At 72.6% G+C, this 23,523-nt stretch carries 17 protein-coding genes; 6 read left to right on the top strand and 11 right to left on the bottom strand.

Annotated features, from left to right (window positions below; genetic code table 11):
• Window positions 1–206: 206 nt before the first annotated feature.
• From IPG72_02570 to IPG72_02560, 3 genes are all read left to right on the top strand, one after another.
• Window positions 207–422, top strand: a complete 216-nt coding sequence (locus IPG72_02570) for a ribbon-helix-helix protein, CopG family (protein ID MBK6767916.1) — start codon at window positions 207–209, stop codon at window positions 420–422.
• A complete protein-coding gene (locus tag IPG72_02565) occupies window positions 415–843 on the top strand; it encodes a type II toxin-antitoxin system VapC family toxin (GenBank protein ID MBK6767915.1) in 429 nt (142 codons plus the stop codon). Before IPG72_02570 ends, IPG72_02565 begins: the two co-directional genes overlap by 8 nt.
• Before the next feature lie 74 nt (window positions 844–917).
• Entirely contained in the window at window positions 918–2,921 is a 2,004-nt protein-coding gene (locus IPG72_02560) for a S9 family peptidase (GenBank protein ID MBK6767914.1), read from the top strand.
• Between the two features lie 136 nt (window positions 2,922–3,057).
• Here the strand turns inward: IPG72_02560 and IPG72_02555 are convergent, their stop codons facing one another.
• The 3 genes from IPG72_02555 to IPG72_02545 form a co-directional block, all read right to left on the bottom strand.
• Window positions 3,058–3,570: a DinB family protein gene (locus IPG72_02555; GenBank protein MBK6767913.1), complete on the bottom strand. Its 513-nt coding sequence runs from the start codon at window positions 3,568–3,570 to the stop codon at window positions 3,058–3,060.
• An 83-nt stretch (window positions 3,571–3,653) separates the two neighbouring features.
• Window positions 3,654–4,454 carry a GNAT family N-acetyltransferase gene (locus IPG72_02550; protein ID MBK6767912.1) on the bottom strand — a complete coding sequence of 267 codons (801 nt, stop codon included), beginning with the start codon at window positions 4,452–4,454 and terminating at the stop codon, window positions 3,654–3,656.
• A 55-nt stretch (window positions 4,455–4,509) separates the two neighbouring features.
• Entirely contained in the window at window positions 4,510–8,490 is a 3,981-nt protein-coding gene (locus IPG72_02545; protein ID MBK6767911.1) for a VCBS repeat-containing protein, read from the bottom strand.
• Between the two features lie 697 nt (window positions 8,491–9,187).
• Here IPG72_02545 and IPG72_02540 point away from each other — a divergent pair.
• A complete protein-coding gene (locus IPG72_02540; GenBank protein MBK6767910.1) occupies window positions 9,188–9,640 on the top strand; it encodes a hypothetical protein in 453 nt (150 codons plus the stop codon).
• Window positions 9,641–9,680: 40 nt separating this feature from the next.
• On the opposite strand, the gene IPG72_02535 is transcribed toward IPG72_02540, so the two are convergent.
• The 8 genes from IPG72_02535 to IPG72_02500 all read right to left on the bottom strand — a co-directional run bounded on the left by IPG72_02535 (window position 9,681) and on the right by IPG72_02500 (window position 19,141).
• Window positions 9,681–12,059, bottom strand: a complete 2,379-nt coding sequence (locus tag IPG72_02535) for a CotH kinase family protein (protein ID MBK6767909.1) — start codon at window positions 12,057–12,059, stop codon at window positions 9,681–9,683.
• 171 nt (window positions 12,060–12,230) lie between these two features.
• Entirely contained in the window at window positions 12,231–13,214 is a 984-nt protein-coding gene (gene meaB / locus IPG72_02530; GenBank protein MBK6767908.1) for a methylmalonyl Co-A mutase-associated GTPase MeaB, read from the bottom strand.
• Entirely contained in the window at window positions 13,172–13,621 is a 450-nt protein-coding gene (locus IPG72_02525; protein MBK6767907.1) for a cobalamin B12-binding domain-containing protein, read from the bottom strand. Before IPG72_02525 ends, meaB begins: the two co-directional genes overlap by 43 nt.
• 31 nt (window positions 13,622–13,652) lie before the next feature.
• A complete protein-coding gene (locus tag IPG72_02520; protein ID MBK6767906.1) occupies window positions 13,653–15,002 on the bottom strand; it encodes an ABC transporter permease in 1,350 nt (449 codons plus the stop codon).
• A 19-nt stretch (window positions 15,003–15,021) separates the two neighbouring features.
• The gene (locus IPG72_02515) at window positions 15,022–17,040 is read right to left on the bottom strand and encodes a hypothetical protein (protein ID MBK6767905.1); all 2,019 of its coding nucleotides are present in this window, start codon (window positions 17,038–17,040) and stop codon (window positions 15,022–15,024) included.
• Window positions 17,041–17,042: 2 nt separating this feature from the next.
• Entirely contained in the window at window positions 17,043–17,873 is an 831-nt protein-coding gene (locus IPG72_02510) for an ABC transporter ATP-binding protein (GenBank protein MBK6767904.1), read from the bottom strand.
• Between the two features lie 7 nt (window positions 17,874–17,880).
• Complete coding sequence (locus tag IPG72_02505; protein MBK6767903.1) at window positions 17,881–18,654, bottom strand: YIP1 family protein; 774 nt, start codon at window positions 18,652–18,654, stop codon at window positions 17,881–17,883.
• A 106-nt stretch (window positions 18,655–18,760) separates the two neighbouring features.
• Window positions 18,761–19,141 (bottom strand): hypothetical protein, encoded by a 381-nt coding sequence (locus tag IPG72_02500; protein ID MBK6767902.1) that lies wholly within the window; start codon window positions 19,139–19,141, stop codon window positions 18,761–18,763.
• Between the two features lie 63 nt (window positions 19,142–19,204).
• On the opposite strand from IPG72_02500, the gene IPG72_02495 reads away from it, so the two are divergent.
• Window positions 19,205–19,900, top strand: a complete 696-nt coding sequence (locus IPG72_02495) for a thermonuclease family protein (protein MBK6767901.1) — start codon at window positions 19,205–19,207, stop codon at window positions 19,898–19,900.
• Window positions 19,901–19,935: 35 nt separating this feature from the next.
• A complete protein-coding gene (locus IPG72_02490) occupies window positions 19,936–23,289 on the top strand; it encodes a S8 family serine peptidase (protein MBK6767900.1) in 3,354 nt (1,117 codons plus the stop codon).
• The last annotated feature ends 234 nt before the right edge of the window (window positions 23,290–23,523 follow it).

Below are 23,523 nucleotides of genomic sequence, written 5' to 3'. Positions count from 1 at the left end.
ATCGCGGGTGCAAAGACGTCAGACGACCGGCGGCCGTCGCGCGGCCGTGCGTCAGCGTACGTCCATCACGATCCGATCGTGCACCGCGAAACCGCCGCGTGACCGCTGATCGGCCGACCCCTTGCGCGGATCCTGGCCCTCTTGACACACGCCTGTGCATGTGCATACTGATACACATGGCCAAGACGAAGCGTGTCCAAGTCCTCATGGAACCCGATGAGTTCGATCTCCTCGAAGCGCTCGCGCGCAAGCAACGGTCATCCGTCTCCGATCTGATGCGCGAGGCGGCGCGCGCGCACTGGCTCGCCCGCGCCACGACAGCCCAGCGCGCGTCCGCTGCGCGCGCGTTTCTCGGCCTGGCCGACACACCGCTCCCCGAGTGGGACGAGCTCGAGCGGGAGATCGAGGCCAGGCGTGGCTAGGTTCTTCCTCGATACGAACGTATTTCTATATGCCATCGGGGGAGAGGGTCCCCATCGCACGGCTTGCCGGGCGCTGCTCGCAGCCGTCGGCGACGGGGAGTTGGACGGCGTCACGAGCAGCGAAGTGCTCCAGGAGATCCTTCACGTCCGCTCACGGCGGCTTGGCTGGAGCGATGCCACGGCAACGGTACGGGCCGCCGCGGCGCTCGTTGCAGACGTGTTGCCCGTGTCGCACTACGACGTGTTGGCTGCGTGTGACTTGATCGATCGGCATCCGAATCTGGGCGCGCGTGACTCGCTGCACGTCGCCGTCATGCGAAGCGCCGACATCGACACGATCATTTCCATGGACGCCGACTTCGATGCGGTGCCGAACCTCCGCCGCATCCATCCCGACGAGGTCCGACCCACCCGCCCGTAGGCCGACGATTCGACGCCCTCCGGTAGAATACCCGCCGACGAGGGCACGCCTTGCCCTGACGATGGAGCCCCCCCATGCCCCGCCCCGCCCCATATGGCACCTGGCCCTCCCCTCTCACCGCCGACCGCGTCGCCGCCGGCGCCCGCCGCATCGCGGACGTCGTCGTCGAGGGCGATACGATCTACTGGGGGGAGACGCGACCGGACGAAGGCGGGCGCGTCACGATCATGCAGCGCACCGCCGACGGCGAAGTGATCGACCTCCTGCCCGAACCGTGGAGCGTGCGCACGCGGGTGCACGAGTACGGCGGCGGCGCGTTCACCGTGGCGGACGGCGTCCTCTACTTCTCGCAGTTCGACGATCAGCGGATCTACGACTTCCACCCCGAAGGCCGGCCCGAGCCGCTCACGCCCGACGGCCCGTGGCGTTTCGCCGACGCCGTCGTCGACCGCGAGCGCGACCGCCTGCTGTGCGTCCGCGAGGATCACGGCGCGAAGAACGCCGAGGCGCGCAACGAGATCGTCGCAATCGACCGCGAGAGCGGCGCCGTGACGGTCCTCGTCACGGGCCGGACGTTCTATGCCAGCCCGCGACTCAGCCCGGACGGCCGCCGCATGTGCTGGCTGGAGTGGGATCACCCGAACATGCCGTGGGACGGGACCGTGCTGTGCGTCGGCGACGTGGCGAACGACGGCAAGGTCCGCTCGCGAACGGTCGTGGCCGGCGGCGCCGAGGAATCCGTGTACGGCCCGCTGTGGTCGCCGTCCGGCGTGCTGCACTTCGCGTCGGACCGCACGGGCTGGTGGAACCTCTACCGGCAACAAGGTCGCGACATCGTGCCTCTTTGGCCGCTGGACGCCGAGTTCGCCGGACCGCAGTGGGTGTTCGGCGGCGCCAGCTTCGGCTTCGACACGGGCGTCGGCAGCGCGGCTGCCGGAACGAACGACGCCGGCAACGGACGCGGGGCCGGCAGCCCGCCGAAGTCGGCCGCCGTCGTCTGCGTGTACGGCCCGCCCGGCGCCCGCCGCTTGGCGCGGATCGAATCCGGCACGGGACGCCCGACCACCCCGACGGTGTACGATCTGCCGTTCACCGAACTCGGCTCCGTCCGCGTCGGCGCCGGCCGGGCCGTCCTCACCGCCGCCTCGCCGACGTCATCCACCGCCCTCATCGCCGTCGACCTGGCCACCGGCGAGTGGGACGTGCTCCAGCAGCCGAGCACGCTGGTGTTCCACGCCAGCGACATCTCGACACCCGAGGCCATCGCCTTCCCGACGACGGGCGACGCGACGGCGCACGGCTTCTACTACGCGCCGCACAACTCGGCGCTCGTCGGCCCGCCGGGCGAACGACCGCCGCTCCTCGTCCTCAGCCACGGCGGCCCGACGGGCAGCGCATCCACCGGATTGAGCACGGACATCCAGTACTGGACGAGCCGCGGCTTCGGCGTGCTGGACGTGAACTACGGCGGCAGCACCGGCTACGGCCGCGCCTACCGCGCCCGATTGGACGGCGCATGGGGCATCGTGGACGTGGACGACTGCGTGAACGGCGCCCGCTTCCTCGTCGAGAGGGGCGAGGTCGACCCCGCGCGCCTGGCGATCCGCGGCGGCAGCGCCGGCGGCTACACGACGCTCTGCGCGCTCGCGTTCCACAAGGAATTCGCCGCCGGCGCCAGCCACTACGGCGTCGGCGACCTCGAGGCGCTGGCCAAGGACACGCACAAGTTCGAGTCCCGCTACCTCGACCGCCTGATCGGCCCCTACCCGGAGCAGCGCGACCTGTACATCGAGCGCTCGCCGATCCACCACGTGGAAGGGTTCGCCTGCCCGATCATCTTCTTCCAGGGCCTCGAGGACCGCGTCGTACCGCCCGCCCAGGCCGAGGCGATGGTGGCGGCGCTGAAGGCCAAGGGGATCCCGGTGGCGTACGTGCCGTTCGAGGGCGAGCAGCACGGGTTCAGGCGCGCCGAGAACATCACCCGAGCGCTCGAGGCCGAGCTGTACTTCTACGGGCGGGTGCTCGGGTTCGCGCCGGCGGATCGGATCACGCCGGTGGCGATCGAGAATCTGGGGTGATCGCCGCGACAAGGGCGATGCATGCGTCGCCCCAACGTTAGCCCCAACGTTATATCAATCCACCGTGTTGCGGCCGCGTCGTCCATCGCGATGCCCATGTAGGGGCATCACACGGCCGCAATACGTCGGATTGGTATTAGAACGGATACCCCTGCAGCCCCTGCGTCCCCTTCAACGCCGCGATCTCCCCCGTGTGGGCGAACGTGTTGCCCAGCAGCAGGCCGGTGAGGACGTTCCCGAGCGGCATGTGCCCGAGGCCCCAGCTCGTGAAGTCGATCTGGCGGTCGAGGTCATCCGGTGTGAGACCGGACAGATAGGCGTCCGTCTGGGCGAAGACCGCCTTGGTGTAGTCCCCCAGATCCGCCGGCGCGGCGTGAAAGGCACGCGAGCCTTCGGCCGTCTGGCTGAAGAGCATCGGCAGGCCGAGCCGCTCGCCGTAGCCTTCGCGCTCCCACAACGGCGGCTGGCCGGTGAGCGTGCCGATCATGGCGTCCTCGCTGTGCGCCACGTGCGCCATCTGCGACGCGATCGGGTGGGCGCGGCCGGCCGGGAGCACGTTGGCCTGCTCGGCGGTGACGTCGGCGATGGTGCCGGCGTACCAGTTGTGCGCGGAATCGAAGGCGGACTTGAGAAGCGTGATCGCATCCATGTTTGGGTCTCCTGAAGGGGGTGCGGGGCCGTCTGGGTGTCGGACAAAGGGGGGCGGAAGGATAGGATGGCTGCGGGCACGGGTCAACATCGCCCCGGCGTGAAGATCATCAGCTCGCCGATCACCGCATACCCCACCGTCGGGTACAGCAGCGCGCCCGCGTGGCTGGCCAGGAGCACGCTCGCCCGACTCCCCGCGGCGGCGTCGTCGGCCAGCATCCGGCGCATGAGCGCCCCGCCGATGCCGCGGCGGCGGTACGGTGCCGTCACGAACAGGTTGCTGCACCACGTGCACTCGCCCTCCACCACGACGCTGCTCACCCAGCCGATCGGCGTCGCGCCGTCCAGCGCGGTGTAGCTGCGCATCGGCGGCGGGTCGGCGGTCAGGTGTTCGGGCAGGATCTGCCGCCGGCGGGCCGCTCTGGCCAACCGCGCCGCCTCGGCGATGCTGGCCACCCGAGCGATCGTCAACCGGGGGTCGCCCGCCAGCGGACGCGCCTCACCGACATCGCCCAATCCCCCCAGCCCACGAACCATCAGCGGCTCCGTGGCCATCAGCGGTTCCGTGGCCATCAGCCGATACCCCAGCCCCTTGAACCCCGCGCGGATATCGCCGTCCGCCGTCGCCAAGTCGCGCACCACGCACACCGTGTAGCGCGCCCGCGCGTGCCGCCGGGCCAGCGCGTCCACGTCGCCGGCGCCCAGACCATGGCGGTCCATGTCGTAGACGATGACCTCGTCGCCCCGGTGGTCCCCGCTCTTCCGCGGCGCATCGCTCAGCACCCACGCGCCCGGCACGACGTGCGTCGCGACGAACGGGTGCGTGAAGCTGCGGCCGAACGTGAAGCCGCGGACGAAGACGGCGACGGCTTCCTCGACGGTCATGCTACGGCGATCGTCGCCCGGCCCTCGCGCATCGGCGCGACGACCGGGCGACGCGTCAATTGCGCGGCGGGCAGTGGCTGCCCGGCGGGCAGATCGCCGCCCAGTACGCGCTGTTCCAGATCGGGTGGTACGCCAGGTTCGGCTTGTGGATGCTCAAGCACGTCCGCAACGGGTTCGCCCAGCTGACCGGCTTGTTCAGGTCGTGCGGCAGCCCCCAGCCGTAGAAGCGCTCCGGATGGGCCTTCGCCTCGTCGATGACGCTCTGCGGCAGCTTCTGGAGGGCGACCCAGCAGACGCAGATGTTCGCCAGCGGCGTGCCCGTCGGCGTGGCGGACGGCGGCGGGGTCACGGTCCGCGTCGGCGTCCCGCCGGGTGGCGTCGTCGTGGCCAGCGGGGTCGAGGACGGACCGACGGCCGTCGCGGACGGGCTCGGCGAAGGTGTAGACGTCTGGAGGAACGGCGTCGCCGTTGGGGTCACGCTCGGCGGCACCAGCGTCGGTGTGGCGCTCGGCGGCGGCACCGCAGTCGCTGTCGGCGGCGGCAACGTCGGCGTCGCCGTGGGCGGCCCGATTTGCGTCGGCGTCGCGCTCGGCGGGCCGATCGGCGTCGGTGTCGGCGACGGCGGGATGGGCGTGGCCGTCGGCGGCAACGGCGTCGGTGTCGGGGACGGCGGGCCGAACGGCGTCGGTGTCGGCGTCGGCGGCACAGGCGTGGCCGTCGGCGGCAATGGCGTCGGCGTCGCGCTCGGCGGGCCGAACGACGTTGGTGTCGACGTCGGTGGATCGAGCGGCGTCGGCGTCGGCGAGGGCAGGATCGGTGTGGCCGTCGGCGGCAACGGCGTCGGCGTCGCGCTCGGCGGGCCGGACGACGTCGGTGTCGACGTCGGTGGATCGAGCGGCGTCGGCGTCGACGAGGGCGGGATCGGCGTGGCCGTCGGCGGCAAGGGCGTCGGCGTCGCGCTCGGCGGGCCGAACGGCGTCGGTGTCGGCGTCGGCGGCACGGGCGTGGCCGTCGGCGGCAACGGCGTCGGCGTCGCGCTCGGCGGGCCGAACGACGTCGGTGTGGGTGTCGGCGGCACCGGCGTAGCCGTCGGTGGCAATGGCGTCGGCGTCGCGCTCGGCGGGCCAAACGACGTCGGTGTGGGTGTCGGCGGCACGGGCGTGGCCGTCGGCGGCAACGGCGTCGGCGTCGCGCTCGGCGGGCCGAACGACGTCGGCGTCGACGTCGGTGTCGAGAGGACAATCGACGGGGTTGGGCTCGGCAAGATGGGCGTGACCGTCGGCGGCGGCGACGTCGGCGTTGCGGTCGGCGGGCCGAACGGCGTCGGCGTGGGCGACGGTGGCACGACCGATGTCGGGGTCGGTGGCGGCGGGATGTTCGTGGCTGTCGGCGGAGGCGGCGGGGTTGCGCTCGGCGGCGGCGCCGTCACCACGGTCGGCGGCGGCACGCTCGTCGCCGTTGCCGGCGGGGGCGGCGTCGGGCTGGAGCCCTGGGATGGGACGCAGTTGCTCAAGTAAGCCGTGTTCGGCAGGCCGCAGCGGCCCGAATGGGCCACGTACGCGTCCGTGTCGCCGTCGTTGTCGAGGTCGCCGGTGACGACGGCTTGGCTCGTGAAGTCGCCGATCCGCCAGCCGGCGTCGCGGAACGTGCCGTCGCCGTTGCCGAGCCAGACGGTGTCGTGGCGATCGACCGGGCAGGCGACGGGGCACGTCACGCCGGGGACCTTGGCGTAGGAGGCGTTGGCGGCGAAGACGTCCATGAAGCCGTCGCAGTTGAAGTCGCCGAGGGCCACGCCGAACGTGTTCTCGATGCCCAAGCGCTGGCCGGAGTCCGTGAACGTGCCGCGGCCGTTGTTCAGCCAAACCTGGTTCGGGTCGCCGCAGATCGCGGACTGGCCCAGGAAGGCGTCGACGTCGCCGTCGCGATCGAAGTCGTACAGCGCGGCGTCGAACGTGTACTCGTTGCCGAGGCGCTGGCCGGAGTCCGTGAACGTGCCGCGGCCGTCGTTGAACATCACCCGGTTCGGGTTCTCGCCGACATGGATGCCGGCGCACGACTCGAACACGTCGAGGTCGCCGTCGCCGTCCAGGTCGGCCAGCTCGATGTCCTCGGTGTTCGGGCCGTTGCCGCGCGTGTGCGGCGCGCCAAGGCGCTGGCCGGTGTCCACGAGGCGGACTGCGCCGCCCGAGGAGTCGTTGCGATAGACCATGTCGACGTCCGTGTTGCCGAAGTAGGCGTCCAGGTCGCCGTCCGCGTCGAGGTCGCCGAGGCGGACCGTCATCGTCCGCGGGTTGCTCAGCCGGAGGCCGCTGTCCGTGAAGCGGCCGCGGCCGTCGTTCAGCCAGACTTCGCTCGAAGGGGCGCCGCCGGTGGGCTCGAAGTTGGCGACGACGGCGTCGAGGTCGCCGTCGCGGTCGAGATCGCCCAGGTCGACGCCGCGCGTGTCCGCGTTGCCCAGGCGCTGCCCGGAGTCCGTGAACCCGCCCTTGCCGTCGCCCCACCAGACCGTGTTCGGCGCGCGCGTGGCTGGGTCGACATCCGTCGGAAATCCCCGATCGCACGCCGTCCGGCCGGTCGGGTACGGGTCCTCGTTGCCCCGGTTGCCGACGAACGCGTCGAGGTTGCCGTCGCCGTTCAGGTCGCCGAGGTCGGCGTCCATCGAGCGCTCGAAGCCCTGGCGCAGGCCGGGCACGTCGCGTTCGATCTGCTCGTGCCACGCGCGGCCGGCGCCGCCGTTGATCCAGACCTCGGGCGGCGAGCCCTCCTCGAAGCGGCAGACCGCGTCGGGCGCCGGGCCGTAGTTCGGCACGAAGGCGTCCATGTCGCCGTCGCCGTCGAAGTCGCCGAGCGCGACCTCCCAGCTGTTCTCCCAGCCGAGCCGCTGGCCCGAATCGGCGAAGCGGCCCCGGCCGTCGTTCCACCAGACCTCGTTGGCGGCGCCACAGATGTTCGAGTTGGCGACGAACGCATCGAGGTCGCCGTCGCCGTCGAAGTCGTGCAGCGAGACGCCGAAGCTGAACGCGTTCCCGAGACGCTGCTGCGTGTCGACGTAGCGCAATCGGCCGGGGTTGGCGGGGTCGGGCTCGGCCAGGAAGACGTCGTTGACGGTCTCGCCGGGCCACGTTCCGGCGCGCGTGTGCGTGCCGCCGTTCACCGCCAGGATGTCGAGGTCGCCGTCGCCGTCGAGGTCCCCGACCGCCGCGTCCTGCGTCGCCGGGCCGTCGCCGCAGTCGTGGATCTCGCCGAGGCGCTGGCCGCTGTCGGTGAAGCGGCCGGCGCCGTCGTTCCAGAAGATGTGATCGTAACCCGTGTTCGCCTTGACGAGGTCGAGATCGCCGTCCTTGTCCAGGTCGACGAGGAGGACGGCGTTCGTGCGGATACTGCCGATCACGGGCTGGCCCGTGGCCGTGAACCGCCCGCGGCCGTCGTTCAGCCAGAGATCGGTTGTGCCGTAGTTGCCGATCACGACGTCGACGTCGCGATCGCCGTCCACGTCGCCAACCGCGACGTCCATGCTGACCTGAACGCCGAGCCGCTGACCCGAGTCCGTGAAGCGCCCACGGCCGTCGTTCAGCCAGACGATGTTCGCTTCCTGCGACTGCGACCCGCCGTGGTTCGCATCGACCGCATCGAGGTCGCCGTCGCCATCGAAGTCGGCCAGCGCCACCCCCCACGTGCTGTCTCTGCCCAGCCGCTGCCCGGAGTCGACGAAGCGCCCCTGCCCGTCCCCGAACCAGACGCGGTTCGCCGGATCGCAGCTGAAGCAGTCCGCCAGGACGCCGACGTAAGCGTCGAGGTCGCCGTCGCCGTCGAGGTCGCCGAGCGCGACGTCCGCGCCTTTCGACGACAGCGCCGCCCGCTGGTAGAGGATCGCCTCGCCGATGGCGGTCATCGGGGCGGCAGGCGCCTGGGCGTGCGCCATCGGTTCGTGCGCAAGGCCGACGCCCAGCCCGAGCGCCAGGCTCGCGGCCAACGTCGTGATCGTGACGGACGCGGGAACACGCCGGCGGTGGGGTGGCCGGACGGTGGGGAGCATATCGTATTCTCCGTTCGGTCCGGCAGGGCGCAAAGGTCGCGCGCGCGGACCCGTTGCTGGCCGAGACGAGGCGCGCCAGTCAAACGTTCGCGGAATACAACGTTATGACGTGGCCGAAAGGTGCGGGAGGCGTTGCAGACTGGAGACAACAATGCGACAGGCTGGCGTCACACCGGCTCGAGCGCGCGCCGGTCCCCCGTCGGCCATTCGACCCGCACGGCGTCGCCGGGGTGCACCTCACCGCCCGCGACGACGACGCCCATCACCCCGGCCTTGCGCAGTGCACCCCCCCCCCCCCCCCCCCCCCCCCCCCCCCCCCCCCCCCCCCCCCCCCCCCCCCCCCCTCCCCGCCCGCCCCCCCCCCCCCCCGCCCCCCCCCCCCCCCCCGGCCCCCCCCCCCCCCCCCCCCCCCCCCCCCCCCCCCCCCCCCCCCCCCGGGCGGGCGGCCGCCCCCCCCCCCCCCCCCCGCCCCCCCCCCCCCCCCCCCCCCCCCCCCCCGCCGCCCCCCCCGGGGCGCCCCCCCCCCGCCCCCCCGCCCCCCCCCCCCCCCCCCCCGGCCCCCCGGGGCCCCCCCCGCCGGCCCCCCCCCCCCCCCCCCCCCCCCCCCGGCCAGACAGAATCCGATCTTGACGATCGAACACCTGTTCCATAGACTGCCATGGCTCGATCGAGACCCAATCCAAGGAGCAAGCATCCGATGCCTGACACGACGTCCAAGCTGTCCAACCTGTCCCCGGTCGCCCGCAGCGGCGTCACCGTCGTCTCCGGGCTGATCGTCGGCGGTCTCGTCGTCGCCGTGGTCGAGGGCCTCAGCGTCTTCTTGTTCCCGCCCCCGCCCGGCATGGACTTCAGCAATCCCGAGGCGTACGGCGCGTTCATGGCCACCCTGCCGGCCGGGGCGTTCGTCCTCGTCGGCGCGGCGTGGATGGCCGGCGCGGTCGCCGGCGGCGCCGTGGCCGGCTGGCTCGGCGGCGCGCGGGCGGACGTGGACGGCGGGATCGTCGGGTTGATCCTGGCCGCGGGCAGCGTCATGAACCTGCTCAACTATGCCCACCCGGCCTGGATGTGGGCGCCGGCGTTGTTGACGGTGCCGGCGGCGTGGTATGTGGCGCGATGGGTGAGCGGGCGGCGGAAGGCTTCCGCGGCCTAGCGGGCCGCTCGCTGCAACCGAATCCGGCCGGCGGGACCGGCTACCTGTTCGCCCACGGCAGAACCGCACTGCCCCGCGGCGGCGTGCCCGTCCCCGTGGGTTCGGGCGGCAGCGGCGTGTCCGTCGGCTCAGGCGGCAGCGGCGTGACCGTGGCTTCGGGGACGGCGGTGGCCGTAGCAGGCGGCACGTTGCCGCACGCGTTCGCGGCGCGCGGGCTGGGCACGGCGCAGTCCGTCCAGCCGCCACTGCCGTCCGGCGTACGGGCCCAACTCCGGTCGGCGGCCAGCGGGCCGAAGGTTACGCTGTCCACGATCGCATCGCGGGTGGCAAGGAGCAGCTGATCGCCCTGTTTGGCGAGCTTGAACGGCGCGTGCAGCGGGCCTTGGGATGTGTCCTTGTCGCACCAGACGAGCACGCGCTCGCCCGGCTGCAGCGTACCGGCCGGCAAGGCGAAGGCCCACGGGTCGTCCGGCGACGGGCCGAGGAAGTAGCCCTCGAGCGACAGCGGGGCCGCGCCGCGGTTCACGAGCTCCACCCAGTCGTCGTACTCGCCGGCATCGTCGGCGACCGTGACGACGTTGTCCGCCATCACCTCGTTGAGCACGAGGTCGGACCCCGGCAGCTCCGGCAGGTCCGGCCCGGCCACTCGGTAGCGGTAGGGTTGGATCCAGTTCGATTCCGGGTGGAACGCCGAGCGGCCGTCGGCGAACGTGGCGCGGAGATAGTACGTGACCCTCGTGCGGGCCGGCCGCCCCGGCAGCTCGGCAGCCCAGCCCGCCGCGTCGCGCGTCATCGGCCGGCTCACCGGGCGGCCACCCTCGACGCGCGTCACGATCTCGACGGCCACGGGCTCGTCCGCGCCGCTGAATCGGGCCCGGACGAGCGGCGGCGCGTCGGGCGCCGGTACGTCCGGCGTGCGCTCGTGCACATCGAGCGCGTGGTCCGGCGCGGCCAGCGCCGCCTGGCTGTCGAGCCATGACGCGCGGGCGCGGACCAGGGGCAGGATGCCGGGAATGTCGCCGTTGCTGATGATGATCGCGCCCGGGCCGAGGGACACGTCCTGGTGCAGGTTCTTCTCGAACTGATCCATGGTGTAGAGCTGATTCGTGTCCGCGGTCAGCGCCGGTCGGATCACGTCGCGGAGGGCAACGGCGTGCGCTTCCAACGCGGCCGCGTCAAGGGCGGCGGCGCGGACCGTCCGGAAGTGGGCCAGGAAGTCCGCCCGCCAGCGCGGCACGGCCAGGAGCCGTCGGACGAGCGGACGGGTGCGGTCGGCCTCCTGGAGGAACGGGGTCGTGCGCACGAGGCCGTCGTACCCACCGCCGGCGATGTTGAACACGCCGAAGCTCAGGCTCGTGTCCCACAGGAGCGGGTACCAGCGCGGATCTCGTTCGGCACGGTACAGGAAGTAGTTGTGGCCGAAGTAGTAGCTGTCGTAGTTCATCACGGCGTTCGTGCCCGCGAGGTACCACAGCGTGCTGTCGATATCCAGGACCTGCGGCAGCACCCCTTCGACACGGTCGTCCGACAGGCCGCCGTTGGCCACCGGTGCATCCAGCGCGCGGGTGAGGTCGCGCACGGCCGCGTACGCTGGGTCGCCGGCGTTGGCCGTCTTCACCTCATAGTTCTGCTTGTAGGGCGCCAGCGCCTCGCCGCGCCACGTGAGGTTGCTCTGCAGCCCGAAGCCGCCCTGCGCCGGTCCGAACGGCACGTGCGCTCCCAGGTACGGCACGACCGCGCCCTCCCCGCCCCGCCCGGCCGGCGCATCCGGCATTTGTTCGCCGAAGGTCGGGCTGTCGGCCTTCACGAGCAGCCCGTCGTTGCCCTGGTACCAAGCATCGATGAACGTCCGCTCGATCTGCTCGGACAGGATGTACAAGCCCCAGTATGTGCCGTTCAGGTGCAGCTTCGCATAGGCGCCGCGTGGCGTGGGCAGGAAAGGGCGGAGGAGATCGTTCGTCAGGACCTCGCGCAGGTACGACGGGTCGGCGTAGCTGTTGTTAAGGTTCACGGTGTCGAATCCGTACAGCCGCTGGCCGGGCGTGAAGGCATCGAACGTCAGGTTGAAGGGCTTCTTCGGGCCCTGGACGCGCGACGAGCTGAGGCCCTTGTAGCGCAACCCGACGCCCGGATACGTCACCCCGTCGACGGTCACGTCCGCGCGGACGTTCGTCGACTCCCCGGCCTGATCGAGTCGCCGCTGCCAGTCCGCATCCGTGAACTGAACGGCGAAGTCGCGGACGATCGTCTGGTCGAACAGGTCCGGCTGGGCATCGGATTGCGCCAGGTCGGCGGGTTGTGCCGGGGTCGCGGATTGCGCCAAGGCCACGGGCGCGGGCGGTGCCGCCCGGCCGAAGGCTGCCAGGGCTAGGACAACGAGGATGGCGAGGACCGCGATGGTGCGAGCACGCTGGCGCATGAAGGACCTTTCCTGGTTCGCTCCGGTCCGAAGCGGCATCGGGCAGCGTGATGAACACCATTCCGCCGCATTTCGAGCGCGTCGACGTTCACGTTTACCGTTCGCATTGACCGAACCGTAGGGGCACCCCTACGATGGCATCGTGCCGCCGCAACGCGCCGTTACCGCCCCTCAACCATCGCGTCGCGCCTCGAGCACGGCCGCCGCCGCCCCCCCGACATCGATCTCCCGCGCCACCAGTGCGTCGACCACCGCCTCGATCGCCGCCGGCCGCGCCCCGCCCTCGCCGAACACGTCGGCCGCGAAGCGCGCGATCACCATGCGCCGCAGCTCCGCGTACGCCCGCGCCCGCTCCCGCGCGCGCCAGCCCGCGCCATCGCCCGCGTGCAGGTGCGCCGCGTGGGCGTCGATCGCGGCCACGAGATCGACGACACCGTCGCCGCTCGTCGCGACGGTGCGGACGACCGGGGGCTGCCATGTCGGATCCCGGAGCGTGTGACCCAGCTTGAGCATCGCCTCGATCTGGGCCGCGGCTCGGTCGGCGCCCGGCAGGTCGGCCTTGTTCAGCGCGAAGACGTCGGCCACTTCCAGGATGCCCGCCTTGAGCGCCTGCACCCCGTCGCCGAGGCCCGGCGGCACGACGACGACCGTCGTGTGGGCCTCGTCGGCGATCTCGACCTCGCTCTGCCCGGCGCCGACGGTCTCGACGACGACGACATCGTACCCGGCCGCGTCCAGCACGCGCACCGCGCCCGACGCCGCCAGCGCCAGCCCGCCGGCCGCGCCGCGGTTCGCCATCGAGCGGATGAAGACGCCGTCGTCCAGCGGGCCGGCGTCCATGCGTACCCGGTCGCCCAGGATCGCCCCGCCGGACAGCGGGCTGGATGGGTCGACGGCCAGCACGCCCACCGTCCGCCCTGCCCCGCGCCATGCCCCGATGAGCGCCGCCACGAGCGTGCTCTTGCCCGCCCCCGGCACGCCCGTCACGCCGACGACGTGCGCCCGCCCGCCGTGGCGATGGAGCGCCGCCGCGAGCGGCCCGGCCGGGTCGCGCTCGACGGCCGACAGGGCGCGGGCGATGGCGGCGCGGTCGCCGGCAAGCACACCGTCGATCACCGCTCCGCCCGCCGCCGCGGCACCTCTGCCCGCAGCCACGCCACGATGTCCTCCGTCGACGTGCCGGGGCCGAAGATCGCGGCGATGCCGGCGGCGTGCAGCGGGGCGACGTCCTCGGCCGGGATGATCCCGCCGGCGATGACGATCATGTGGCCGAGCCCGCGCGCTCGCAGACCGTCCATCACGCGTGGGAAGAGCGTCATGTGCGCGCCCGAGAGGCTCGACAAGCCTACGACGTCGACATCCTCCTGCAGCGCCGCCTCGACGATCATCTCGGCCGTCTGGCGGATGCCGGTGTAGATCACCTCCATCCCGGCGTCCCGCAGCGCCCGCGCCACGACCTTGGCGCCACGGTCGTGGCCGTCCAGGCCGGGCTTGGCGACGAGGACACGGATCGGCGTGTCGTCGGGCGGTGGCGGGTTGGGCGACGTGGCGTCGCGCGGCATCGAGTCGTGGGTCATCTTTCTTCGTCCGCCCTCAATCGGACCGCAGCGCCTGGACCGGCCGGAGGTTGGCCGCCCGGAGCGCCGGGTAGATGCCGCTCATCAGGCCGACGAGGATCGCGAAGACGATCGCGAACAGCGCGAGCCAGACGGGCGTGATCAAGAGGTTGAGCGGATCGCCCGTCCCGCCGCTGGCCGCGGCGCTGGCGGCCATCATCGAACGCAGGAAGAGCTCGATGATCTGGGCCAGGATCAGCGCCAGCGTCACCCCCGCCACGCCGCCGATCGCCCCGATCGCCCCGGCCTCGGCCAGGAAGACCTTCAGCACGTCGCGGTTCGTCGCGCCGATCGCCTTCATCACGCCGATCTCGCGCGTGCGCTCGTAGATCGCCATCGTCATCGTGTTGGCGATGCCGAACGCCGCCACGAGGAGCGCGATCGCGCCGATGCCGCCCAGCACGACCTGCATGATGATGAACGTGCGGTTGATGCTCTCCAGGATCTGGGCCGCCGAGAACGTGCTGAAGCCGAGGTCCTCGATCCCCTTCTGGACGTCGCGCACCTCCGTTCGCTCGTCCACCTTGACGACGACGTTGTCGTAGCCGTCACGGGCGCTGCGGCGCTCGGTCGTGAACCAGCGGTTGAAGGTGTCGACGTCGTCGAGGCCCATGTAGAGGCTGTAGTCCTCCTGGCCGCCGCTGGACTCGAACACGCCCGCCACGCGCAGCCGCTCGCGGCGGGTGATCTCCGTGCCCTCGTCGTCGTACTTCACGAGCTCGGCGTTCAGCGACTTGCCGACGAGATCCTCCGGCCGCGGCGTCGGCGCCGGCGTGGGCCCGTACGCGCTGCCGCCGCCCTGCGGCCCGAACGACATCGGCCCGAAGTCGTTCGCCAGCACCTTCTGGCCGATGACGATCTGCCCGCGGCCGATGCTCGCCCGCCCGGCCGCGAGCCGCCAGCCCAGCTTGGGCGCGACGTCCGACTCGAGGCCGGTGGCGCCCGGGAAGTACGTCTCGCGGTTGAACTCGATCTGCATCTGGCCGCTCAGGTTCCCCTTGGGGGAGACGGCCACGACGTGATCCATCTTGCGGAACACCTCGATCGCGGCCCGATCCAGCTTTACCCCGTCCGTGCCGCCGCTCGACGAGGCCGTCATGCCCGGGCCGATCGACATCATCCCGCCGCCGGCGAAGACCTCGATCGTCGTCAGGTCGCCGAACCCGCCCAGCTGGGCCTCGGCCGAGGTCTGGAGGCCGATCGCCAGCGAGATGAGCAGCACGACGGCCGCGGTGCCGATGACGACGCCAAGCGCCGTGAGCGTCACCCGGGCGCGCATGCGCTTCAGGTTCGCCCACATCAGCCCGAAGAGGTCGCGCTGGCTCATGGTCGGCCTTACCGGCGGATCACGGCGACACCGGCTCGGCCGGCATGGGTTGGGCCGGTTCCGCCTGTCCACCGCCGGGCGCCGCGCGGCCGGAGCCGGGTCCGATCTCGATGGCACCATCCATCGCCGGCGCCGTCACGGGCGCCGGCGGCGAGGCGCCGAGGCCGAAGAGGCCGCGCAGGACGCGGGCGAACAGGCTGCGCGTCGGCGGCGGCGGCTCGTCGGCGCCCTCGACTTCGGGCGGCGCCTCGGCGACCTCGAACTCGTACGACTCGCGCACTTCCTGCGTCTGGTTGAAGTCGTCCACGTACGCCACGATGACGGTCACCGTCGCCGTGCCGGGCGCCTTCGGATCGAGGACGGCCTCGATGACGTCCGAGCCACCGTCGTCCAGCGGGCCGACGTAGCGGCTGCCGCCCGTGACGCCCATCCAGCGGTCCCCCTCGACCGTCACCTGCGACACGTTCAGCGTGTTCGCGCTGCCGTTGATGATCTCGACGGCAAACGGAACGCTCTGCCCGACGACGGTCGAGGTCATGACGTTCACAGCCGAGAACTGGAGCTGTGCCGGCCGGCTGAGGAGGAGGGTGACGATCTCGCTGGACTGCAGCGTCTTGCCCTCGGCGTCGTCGTAGCTCATCGCCACGTCCAGCGCGTACACGCCCGGCTTGGCGCTGCCGTCCGCCACCATCCGCTGCGTGACCGTCGTGCCGCCGCCGGCCTCGATCCGGCCGAGGAAGACGCGGTTCGATCGGCCGAGCGGGGCGAAGACGCCGAGCGACGGCGCGCCGGCCGCGCTGCCGGCGCCGTCGGCCGCCGAAGGCGCCGCACCGCCGCCGAAGGCCAGGAAGCTGCGCACAGCGGCTTGCCGCCCGACGTTCAAGATCGAAAGGTCCAGCCAGAACACCTCACCCGGGTGGAGCGTCGTCGCATCGCCGGCGCCGGTGCGGGCGATGTCCGGGTTCGCCGGGCGGACGCGGTAGCTCTCGATCATCGGCAGCGGCTGGTCCGCATCCGGATCGACGACGCCGAAGCCGATCGTGAGGCTCTCGGTGTAGCGCGTGCCGTCCTCGTCGTCGTAGCGCAGCTCCATCGGCTGCGCCACGGCCTGCTGCTCGGCCGAGGCAGCGGCGATCAGGCGCAGCGACTGCGTCGCCGAGCCGCCGCCGCCGATGTTCAGCACCCCGCCCGACGCCTGCGATGCCAGCGCCACCGAGCCGCCGGCCGGCACGATCTGCACGTTGCGCGCCTCACGCCCACCCGTGTTCACGATGTCGAACGCCACGCCGAACGCGATGCCCGGCACGACCCAGCCCGGCGCGCGCCACGCCGTCACGCTCAGCAGCGGCCGCACGGCCGACTGCCCGCCGACTTCGACGGCCAGGTTGGCCGTCGTCGTGTCCGCCGCGCCGTCGCCGTCCTCCCAGCTCACCGTGACCTGGATCGGGTACGTGCCGGCCTTGACGGTGCTCGCCACGCGCGCCCGCGCGTCGAAGTCGTGCTCGTCGTTCGCCGGAATCCCCTTCTCGAAGTGCTGCGTACTCTCGCCCTCGGGCAGGAAGATCTCCGACGACCAGCTGAACCGGACGTTGTGCGCGTGCGCGTCGCCCGCGTTCACGACATCGACCTCGAGCTTGAACGTGCTGCCCGGCGACGGCCGGCGCGGGTCGACCTGCATGTTCTCGATCACGAGGAGCGGCCGGTGAATGTCCGCCTTCGGCCGGGTCGTCTCCGTCGGCTCGACCGTCGCGCTCGGCACGGGTGTCGACGTCGGAGGCCGCGTCCACGTCGGGGGCGGACCCGGCCGCGTGTTCGTCGGCCGCGGCGTGTCGCTCGGTTGCGCGGTGGGCCGGGCGGTGGGCGCCAGGGTTGCGGTGGCCGTCGTCGGCTGCTGGGCGAACGACGCGCCGGGCGCGGCGCGCACGACGGCGCGGCCGTTCGGCAGCAGCGCGAGCACGCCGAGGACGGCGGCGAGGCCGATCGCCACGGCGAGCGTCGTCCGCCGCGCCAGGATGAAGCGTTGTCGGGGGGGGGTCACGGTCATGCCTCCGCGGTGGTGGTAAAACGTCGCCGACGAATCGGCCCCTGCAGGGGCACCCCTCGTGGGTGCCCTCCTTCGCCAACCATCATCTCCGATCGCACCCGCACCCGCTCCTCCCCCGCCCGCCCGCCCGCGTCGACGCCGAGGACGACGCCGTCCTCCATCCGCACCACGCGGTGGGCGTACGCGCACAGCCGCGCGTCGTGCGTGACGACGATCAGCGTCGTGCCGGCGCGGTTCAGCTCCAGCAGGAGGTCCATGATCTCCTGGCCGGAGCGCGTGTCCAGGTTGCCCGTCGGCTCGTCGCCCAGGACGATGGCCGGCGCGTTCGCCAGCGCGCGGGCAATGGCGACGCGCTGCTGCTGGCCGCCGGAGAGCTCGATCGGCCGATGGGTCATGCGGTCCCCGAGCCCGACGCGCGTGAGGAGCGCCTCCGCCCGCTCACGCCGCGCCGCGCGGCCGACGCCGGCGAAGACGAGCGGGAACTCGACGTTCTGGCGGGCGGTCATCGTGGCGATCAGGTTGTAGGACTGGAAGATGAAGCCGATCCACCGCCGCCGGTACTCCGCCAGCGCCGTCTCGTCGCCGCGCGTGATGTCCTCGTCGCCCGACGTGACGATGCTGCCGGCCGTCGGGCGGTCAAGGCCGCCGATGAGCGTGAGGAGCGTGCTCTTGCCACAACCCGAGGGGCCCATGACGACGAGGAACTCACCGGGCAGGACGTCCATCGTGACACCGCGCAGCGCGCGCACCAGCAGCCGGCCCATCCGGAAGTCGCGCCGGATGTCGGTCAGCGCGAGGACGGGCGTCTCGGCGGTGGATGCCGACATCGACGCGCTAGCCCCCGCCGAAGCCGGCCATCGCCCGCCCGAGCGCCGTGCCGATCAGGCCGGCGCCGACGGCGAGGGCGACGTAGACGCCGACGATCAGGATCGCCCGGCCGCGCGTGACCTTGCTGGTGGCGCGCACGGCGATGACGAGGAGGACGAGGTACCACACGTTCCAGAACTCGATCCGCGCGAGCAGCGGCGCCAGGTAGCTCGACGCCGCCTCGGTCGGCTTCTCCGCATTCGCGACGAGGCCGGCGAGCCCGGCGATGTTCAGGTCGTACTCCGCGCCGTGCGTCCCGAACCACACCAGCTGGACGAGCGCGCGAAGGATCAGCGGTATGCGCGCCCAGCTCGTCGTCGTCAGGACGGCGTTGAACGCCTGCTGGCCGCCGAAGACCGTGCCGATGAAGTGCAGGATCGCCGCCACGAGGAACGTTCCGACGACGGCGCCGAACACGGCACCGATCACGCCGATCGCCGTCGCGGCGAAGCCTCCCGCCCGCGTCACCGTGGTCGCGTCCACGCCGGCCGCCGCCATCTGGCTGAAGTCGATGTTCTGCATCGCGGCGGCAGTGATCCGCGGCGTGAGAATGAGCGCATTGACCACCCCGAGCACCGCCAGCACGACGAGCGGGAACCACCACCGGCGCCCGGGGTAGGCGTCCAGACGGCGCATCGCCGCGCCCGGATGGAGGACAACGTCCTTTGTGAGCGTCCAGAGGCCGAGCCGGCCCGCCTCGGGGTCGGGTGCGTTCGCCGCGTCGTCGTATTCCGCTTCCACGCGCATCGCCTCGATCACAGGCCGGCGTGCATACTCGGGCACGGCAGCCGATGGAGGCCGCCGCACCGGCGGGTGCGGCGGGGGGAAGCGGCATTGTAACGCCGCGTCAGGGGCGGGCCAAGGTTGCCGCCGGCACCCCCGGCGGCGGCCCAACGGTCGGCAGTGCCGGCAGCCCGTCGCCGGCCGGCACCGTGGCGGCGAGCGCCGTGGCCGTCGCCGCCGTCACGGCCGACAGCGACGGCGTCGCCGGCACCCCGCCCGTCACTGTGGGCCGCACCGCCGACGCCCGCGCCGCGGCCGTGCCGGCGATCGCATCGAACGTCGCGGCGGCTTCGGCGGCGGCGGTGGCAACGGCATCCACGGGCGGAGCGGCGACACGGCGAACGCGGGTGGTGAGGGCAACGGCGGCGATCAGCGTGAGCGCGATCGCCAGGGCCACCAGAGGCCAACGGTGTTCGGGCGACGGGCGGTTGCGGTTGTCGTTCATGGGCGACCCCTCCCACCAACTATGATCAGCTGCCGATCCGCCGCGCCGGGAGCGAATCCTACCATGCCCCCCAATTCCGCATCCGCCCGATCACTGCCGCGACGAACACGGCCGGAACGATCACCGCCGCGACGAACATCCACGGCCGTCGTCTTCGCCACGATCGCCCTGGCCGTCCTCGCTGGCGGCTGCCGTCTCGACACGCGCCCGGCGGCCGGCCCATCCAACCCGTCCGCCGCGCCCGGCTCGAGCGCCCCGGCCGTCGAGTCCTCACCCATCCCGCTCGACCTGCGCACCCACCTCACGCCGTGGGACCGCAGCGTACCCGTCACCTGGGTCATCGACGGCGACACGATCCGCGTCGAGACGGCACAGGGACGATCGGAGAGCGTGCGTCTGATCGGACTGAACGCGCCCGAGACGGGCGATGGGCGCCGGGCCGTCCAATGCTTCGGCCGCGAGGCCACCGCGCGCCTGACGGAGCTGATCGGCGAGAGCGAAGTTTGGCTGGCCGGCGACCCGACCGAGAGCGAGCGCGACCGCTATGGCCGGCTGCTGGCCTACGCCTGGCTGCCGGACGGGACGCTCCTCAACCAGTCGCTCATCGCCGAAGGCTACGCGAACGAAGCGACGTTCGACGGTCCGTACGTCCTGCGCGACACCTTCCGCGCCGCCGCCGCCGCCGCGCGCCGCGCCGACCGCGGCCTCTGGGCGCCCGACACGTGCGACGGCGATTACGACGCGCCACCACAACGGTGACACTCTTTGCCCGCTTTCGGCGTTCTAATAGGACAATGAACGCATTCCCCCGTGCCCAGCTCCGCCGCACAAGGCGGATCTCCCGCACCCCGACCACGGTCGCCGGCGCCCTGGCGGTCGCAATGGCGCTCGCCGGCGCCCTTCACGCGAGCGCGCCGCCCGCCGCCGCTGGCCCGCCTCCGACGCCCGCCGCCCCCGACGCGACCGTCAGCCGCATCGTCGTGCTGAACATCCCGACGCGCTGGGACGCCTGGGCGGCAACGCGCGATGCGCGCGCCGTCGCAGCGGCCGAAGCGCGGATCGCCCGTGCCCTCCGCCTCCTCGACCCCGTCGTGGCCGCCGCCGGCGGCACCGTCCTCTCCCGCTACGACACCGTCCTCGCCGGCGCGCTGCTCCATGTGCCCGCCTCGCGCATCGCCGCCATCGAACGCACCCTCCGCGCCGCGCCCGATGTCGCCGCCATCCCCCGCGCCCCGATCGCGACGGTGTCCGTGTCCACAGTGTCCATTTCCGCGGTGTCCGTGTCCAAGGTGTCCATATCCAATGCGGCCCCACCGGCCAACGAACCACACCGCGTCCACGCCCCCCCCGGCCAAGGCACGACCATCGCCGTCCTCGACACCGGCGTCGACTACACCCACCTCGCCTTCGGCGGAGCCGGCACCCTCCTCGCTTTCGCCGCCGCCGGCCTCGCCCCGACGCGGATCGACGATGTCTGGGACGGCCACCCGCTCTTCCCGACGGCGCGTGTCGTCGGCGGGATCGACGTGGCGGGCGAGGGCTATGCGCCCAATTGCACGGCGACGGCGGAGGTGCAGGGCCTGTGCAGCCGCGTGCCCGAGCCCGACGCCGACCCGCTGGACAGCCACGGCCACGGCACGCACGTGAGCGGCATAGCGGCCGGCACGGCGACGGCGTTCGTCCCGGCGGGCGTCGCGCCGGGGGCGGACGTGCTGGCGGTCAAGGTCTTCGGCGCAGGCGGCCAGACGGACCTCCTCGTGGACGGCCTCGAGTGGGTGCTCGAGGCCAACCTGGACGCGGCGCGCCGCGGCGCGCCGCGCCGGATCGACGTCCTCAACCTCAGCCTCGGCATCGCTTACGGCGCCAAGGTCCTCGACGAGGCCGGCGTGATCCGCCGGATCGTCGACAGCGGTGCCGTCGTCGTGGCCTCGGCCGGCAACGACGGCAACCTGCCGTTCATCGTCGGGGCGCCGGCGATCGCCGCCGACGCCCTCGCCGTCGCCAGCCACCTTCCGCCCGGCCAGCACGCCTGGGAACTGTGGCTGTCACGGCCGGGCGACGAAGCGCCGGTGGTGCTGCCGCGCCAATCCGTCTACCACCAGACGTGGTCGCCCGACCCGCCGGAGGACGTCGTCGCCAGAGTCGTCCCGGTCGGCCGCGGCTGCCCGGCCGACGGCGCCCAACCGGCTGACGCCTACACCGCCGACCCGTCCGGCGAGCTCGGCCTGTTCGTCGAGTCGTGGGGCGAGGGCGGCCCGCGCTGCACGGCCTCGACGCAGGCCAAACGCCTGACGGGCGCCGGCGCCATCGCCGCGCTGTTCCACCTCAAGCTCAGCAGCAAGACCGCCAACCGGTGGGACGGCGACCCGAGCGTCCGGATCCCGGTCTGGACGATCAGCGACGATGTCGCCGACGCGATCAAGGCCGACACCGCCCGCGGGATCACCGTCACCGCTCGACTGCACCGCGTGCCCGAGCCGAACCGCGACCGAACGCCTTCCACGTTCACGAGCCGCGGCCCGGGCCGCAACGGCGCCCTGAAGCCCGAGGTCTCGGCCCCCGGCCAGCTCATCCTGGCACCCTACCTCGGCACCGGCGACCGCGGCGCGCGCTTCTCCGGCACGTCGATGGCCGCGCCGTACGTCGCCGGCAGCGCAGCGCTGACCCGCGCGGCCTGGCAGGCGCGGGGCCTCGCTGTCGTCGGCGGCGACGTCGTCGATCGCGACCTTGGCGCCCGCGACCTCGCCGCCCTTCTCGTCACAACGGCGGATTCGACGAGCCCGAACGCCCTCCGCACGTCGCCCGAGGACGGTGCGCTGCCCGCGCTCTCCCTCTCGGGCGCCGGCGCCGTCGACCCGGCGGCGGCCGCGGCGGCCCCGGCGCTGGCTCGCGTCGGCGGACGCGCCGCGATCGACCTCGGCTTCCGCGCGCTCACCGCACCCATCACCGTGCCGTTCGCCATCGCGGTGACCAACGTGACGACGCGCGCCGTCACCTATCGCCCGGTGCCGCGCTTCCGCGACGATGCCGACGACCGCGGCGCGCTGACGATCTCGCCGTGGAGCATCACCGCGCAGCCGGGCGAAACGGTGAGTGCGACGCTTGCCGCGCACATCGATCCGCGGCGCTTCATCCCGTGGCCGTTGGCCGGCGGCACCTCGGTCAGCGACGCCGACAGCATGACGGCGGTGGAGATCGACGGGTGGTGCGACATTCTCGAGGTGCCGGCGGACGCGCCAGGTGGTGCGGTCGAGCTGACCGTCGCTGCCCGCGTCCCGTTCTACCTCCTCGGCCGCAGCGCCAGCCACGTCGCCGCCGCGTGGCCGGGACCGACGGACGCCGGCCACGCGCCGCCGGTGGCGCTGTCCAACGACAGCGCGTTCGCGGGGCAGAGCGAGTGGTTCACGCTGTTCGGGCTGGACGGTGCGGAGGAAGGGCTGACGGACAAGGTCGATCTGGACGCCGTCGGCGTGCAGGCCGTCGCCGATCCGGAGGGCAGCGGCAACACCGTCGTGTCCTTCGCGCTCCACAGCCGCGGTGTGCGCGCGCACCCGCTCGAAACCTGGCTGGCCGTCGAGATCGACACGGACCGCGACGGCACGGCGGACTACCGACTGTCCACCGAGGACGAGGAGCTGATCCGCACCGGCGCGTTCCGCAGCGGCCGCGTGATCGCCTGGCTGGACCGCGCGGACGGCGGCGGGCTTGGCGTCCAGCGCCGCTACCACGCCGGCGTCGACCTGGCCTCCCGCTACACCGTCCTGCCGCTGCAGATCGAAGACGCCGGCCTGACCCCATCGCGCCTGCAGTTCAACTTCCGCGTGATCGCCAAGGACATCGTCGAAGGCGACCTCTACCGCGACCCGCTCGTCGACGTGCTGCCCGACGGCGGCGGCTGGCTGCACTACGACGGGCGTGATCCGGACCGCCTGTTCGCGGTGTCGCGCGCATCGGTGGCCGTCGCCGGCCGCGGTGCCGCGTCGCTGGACGTGACGAGCGGGGCGGCGAACGGCCGGCCGGATCCGAGCGCGGGGCTCGGTATTGGGCTGCTTGGGATCTTCCCCGACAATGCGCCCGGAGAGGGCGACGTCGCGATCCTCGTGCCGGGCACGGTGGGGCGGGTGTTCCTGCCGTGGGGGGAGCGCTAGCGGTCGCCCTGCGGCGCGCGCACGATCCCGAACGACTTGCCCGGCCCGGCGAGTTCGACTATCCTCTCCCCCACTCTCACCCGAAAGGAGGCCCCGAAACGATGCAACCCATTGTCCCCCACCACGCCACGATCCATGCGTCGTGCGGGTGCCTCAGGTAATCGCGCCGCCGTCCTCGTCCTAGCGGACGACTTGGACCGCTGCGATCGGCCGTTGGCACCCCGCCAGCGGCCG

It is taken from the genome of Candidatus Avedoeria danica (assembly GCA_016703025.1).
Classification (GTDB): Bacteria; Chloroflexota; Anaerolineae; order Epilineales; family Epilineaceae; genus Avedoeria; species Avedoeria danica.
Note: the sequence above shows the minus strand (reverse complement) of the source record. Positions and strands in the feature narration are given on the sequence as shown.

Excerpts from the sequence above, each read along its gene's own strand:
- IPG72_02550 (MBK6767912.1), bottom strand. The coding sequence starts at position 4,454 with ATGACCGTCGAGGAAGCCGTCGCCGTCTTCGTCCGCGGCTTCACGTTC.
- IPG72_02540 (MBK6767910.1), top strand. The coding sequence starts at position 9,188 with ATGCCTGACACGACGTCCAAGCTGTCCAACCTGTCCCCGGTCGCCCGC.
- IPG72_02555 (MBK6767913.1), bottom strand. The coding sequence starts at position 3,570 with ATGGATGCGATCACGCTTCTCAAGTCCGCCTTCGATTCCGCGCACAAC.
- IPG72_02545 (MBK6767911.1), bottom strand. The coding sequence starts at position 8,490 with ATGCTCCCCACCGTCCGGCCACCCCACCGCCGGCGTGTTCCCGCGTCC.
- IPG72_02490 (MBK6767900.1), top strand. The coding sequence starts at position 19,936 with ATGAACGCATTCCCCCGTGCCCAGCTCCGCCGCACAAGGCGGATCTCC.
- IPG72_02570 (MBK6767916.1), top strand. The coding sequence starts at position 207 with ATGGAACCCGATGAGTTCGATCTCCTCGAAGCGCTCGCGCGCAAGCAA.
- IPG72_02535 (MBK6767909.1), bottom strand. The coding sequence starts at position 12,059 with ATGCGCCAGCGTGCTCGCACCATCGCGGTCCTCGCCATCCTCGTTGTC.
- IPG72_02510 (MBK6767904.1), bottom strand. The coding sequence starts at position 17,873 with ATGTCGGCATCCACCGCCGAGACGCCCGTCCTCGCGCTGACCGACATC.
- IPG72_02560 (MBK6767914.1), top strand. The coding sequence starts at position 918 with ATGCCCCGCCCCGCCCCATATGGCACCTGGCCCTCCCCTCTCACCGCC.
- IPG72_02520 (MBK6767906.1), bottom strand. The coding sequence starts at position 15,002 with ATGAGCCAGCGCGACCTCTTCGGGCTGATGTGGGCGAACCTGAAGCGC.
- IPG72_02500 (MBK6767902.1), bottom strand. The coding sequence starts at position 19,141 with ATGAACGACAACCGCAACCGCCCGTCGCCCGAACACCGTTGGCCTCTG.
- IPG72_02495 (MBK6767901.1), top strand. The coding sequence starts at position 19,205 with ATGCCCCCCAATTCCGCATCCGCCCGATCACTGCCGCGACGAACACGG.
- IPG72_02525 (MBK6767907.1), bottom strand. The coding sequence starts at position 13,621 with ATGCCGCGCGACGCCACGTCGCCCAACCCGCCACCGCCCGACGACACG.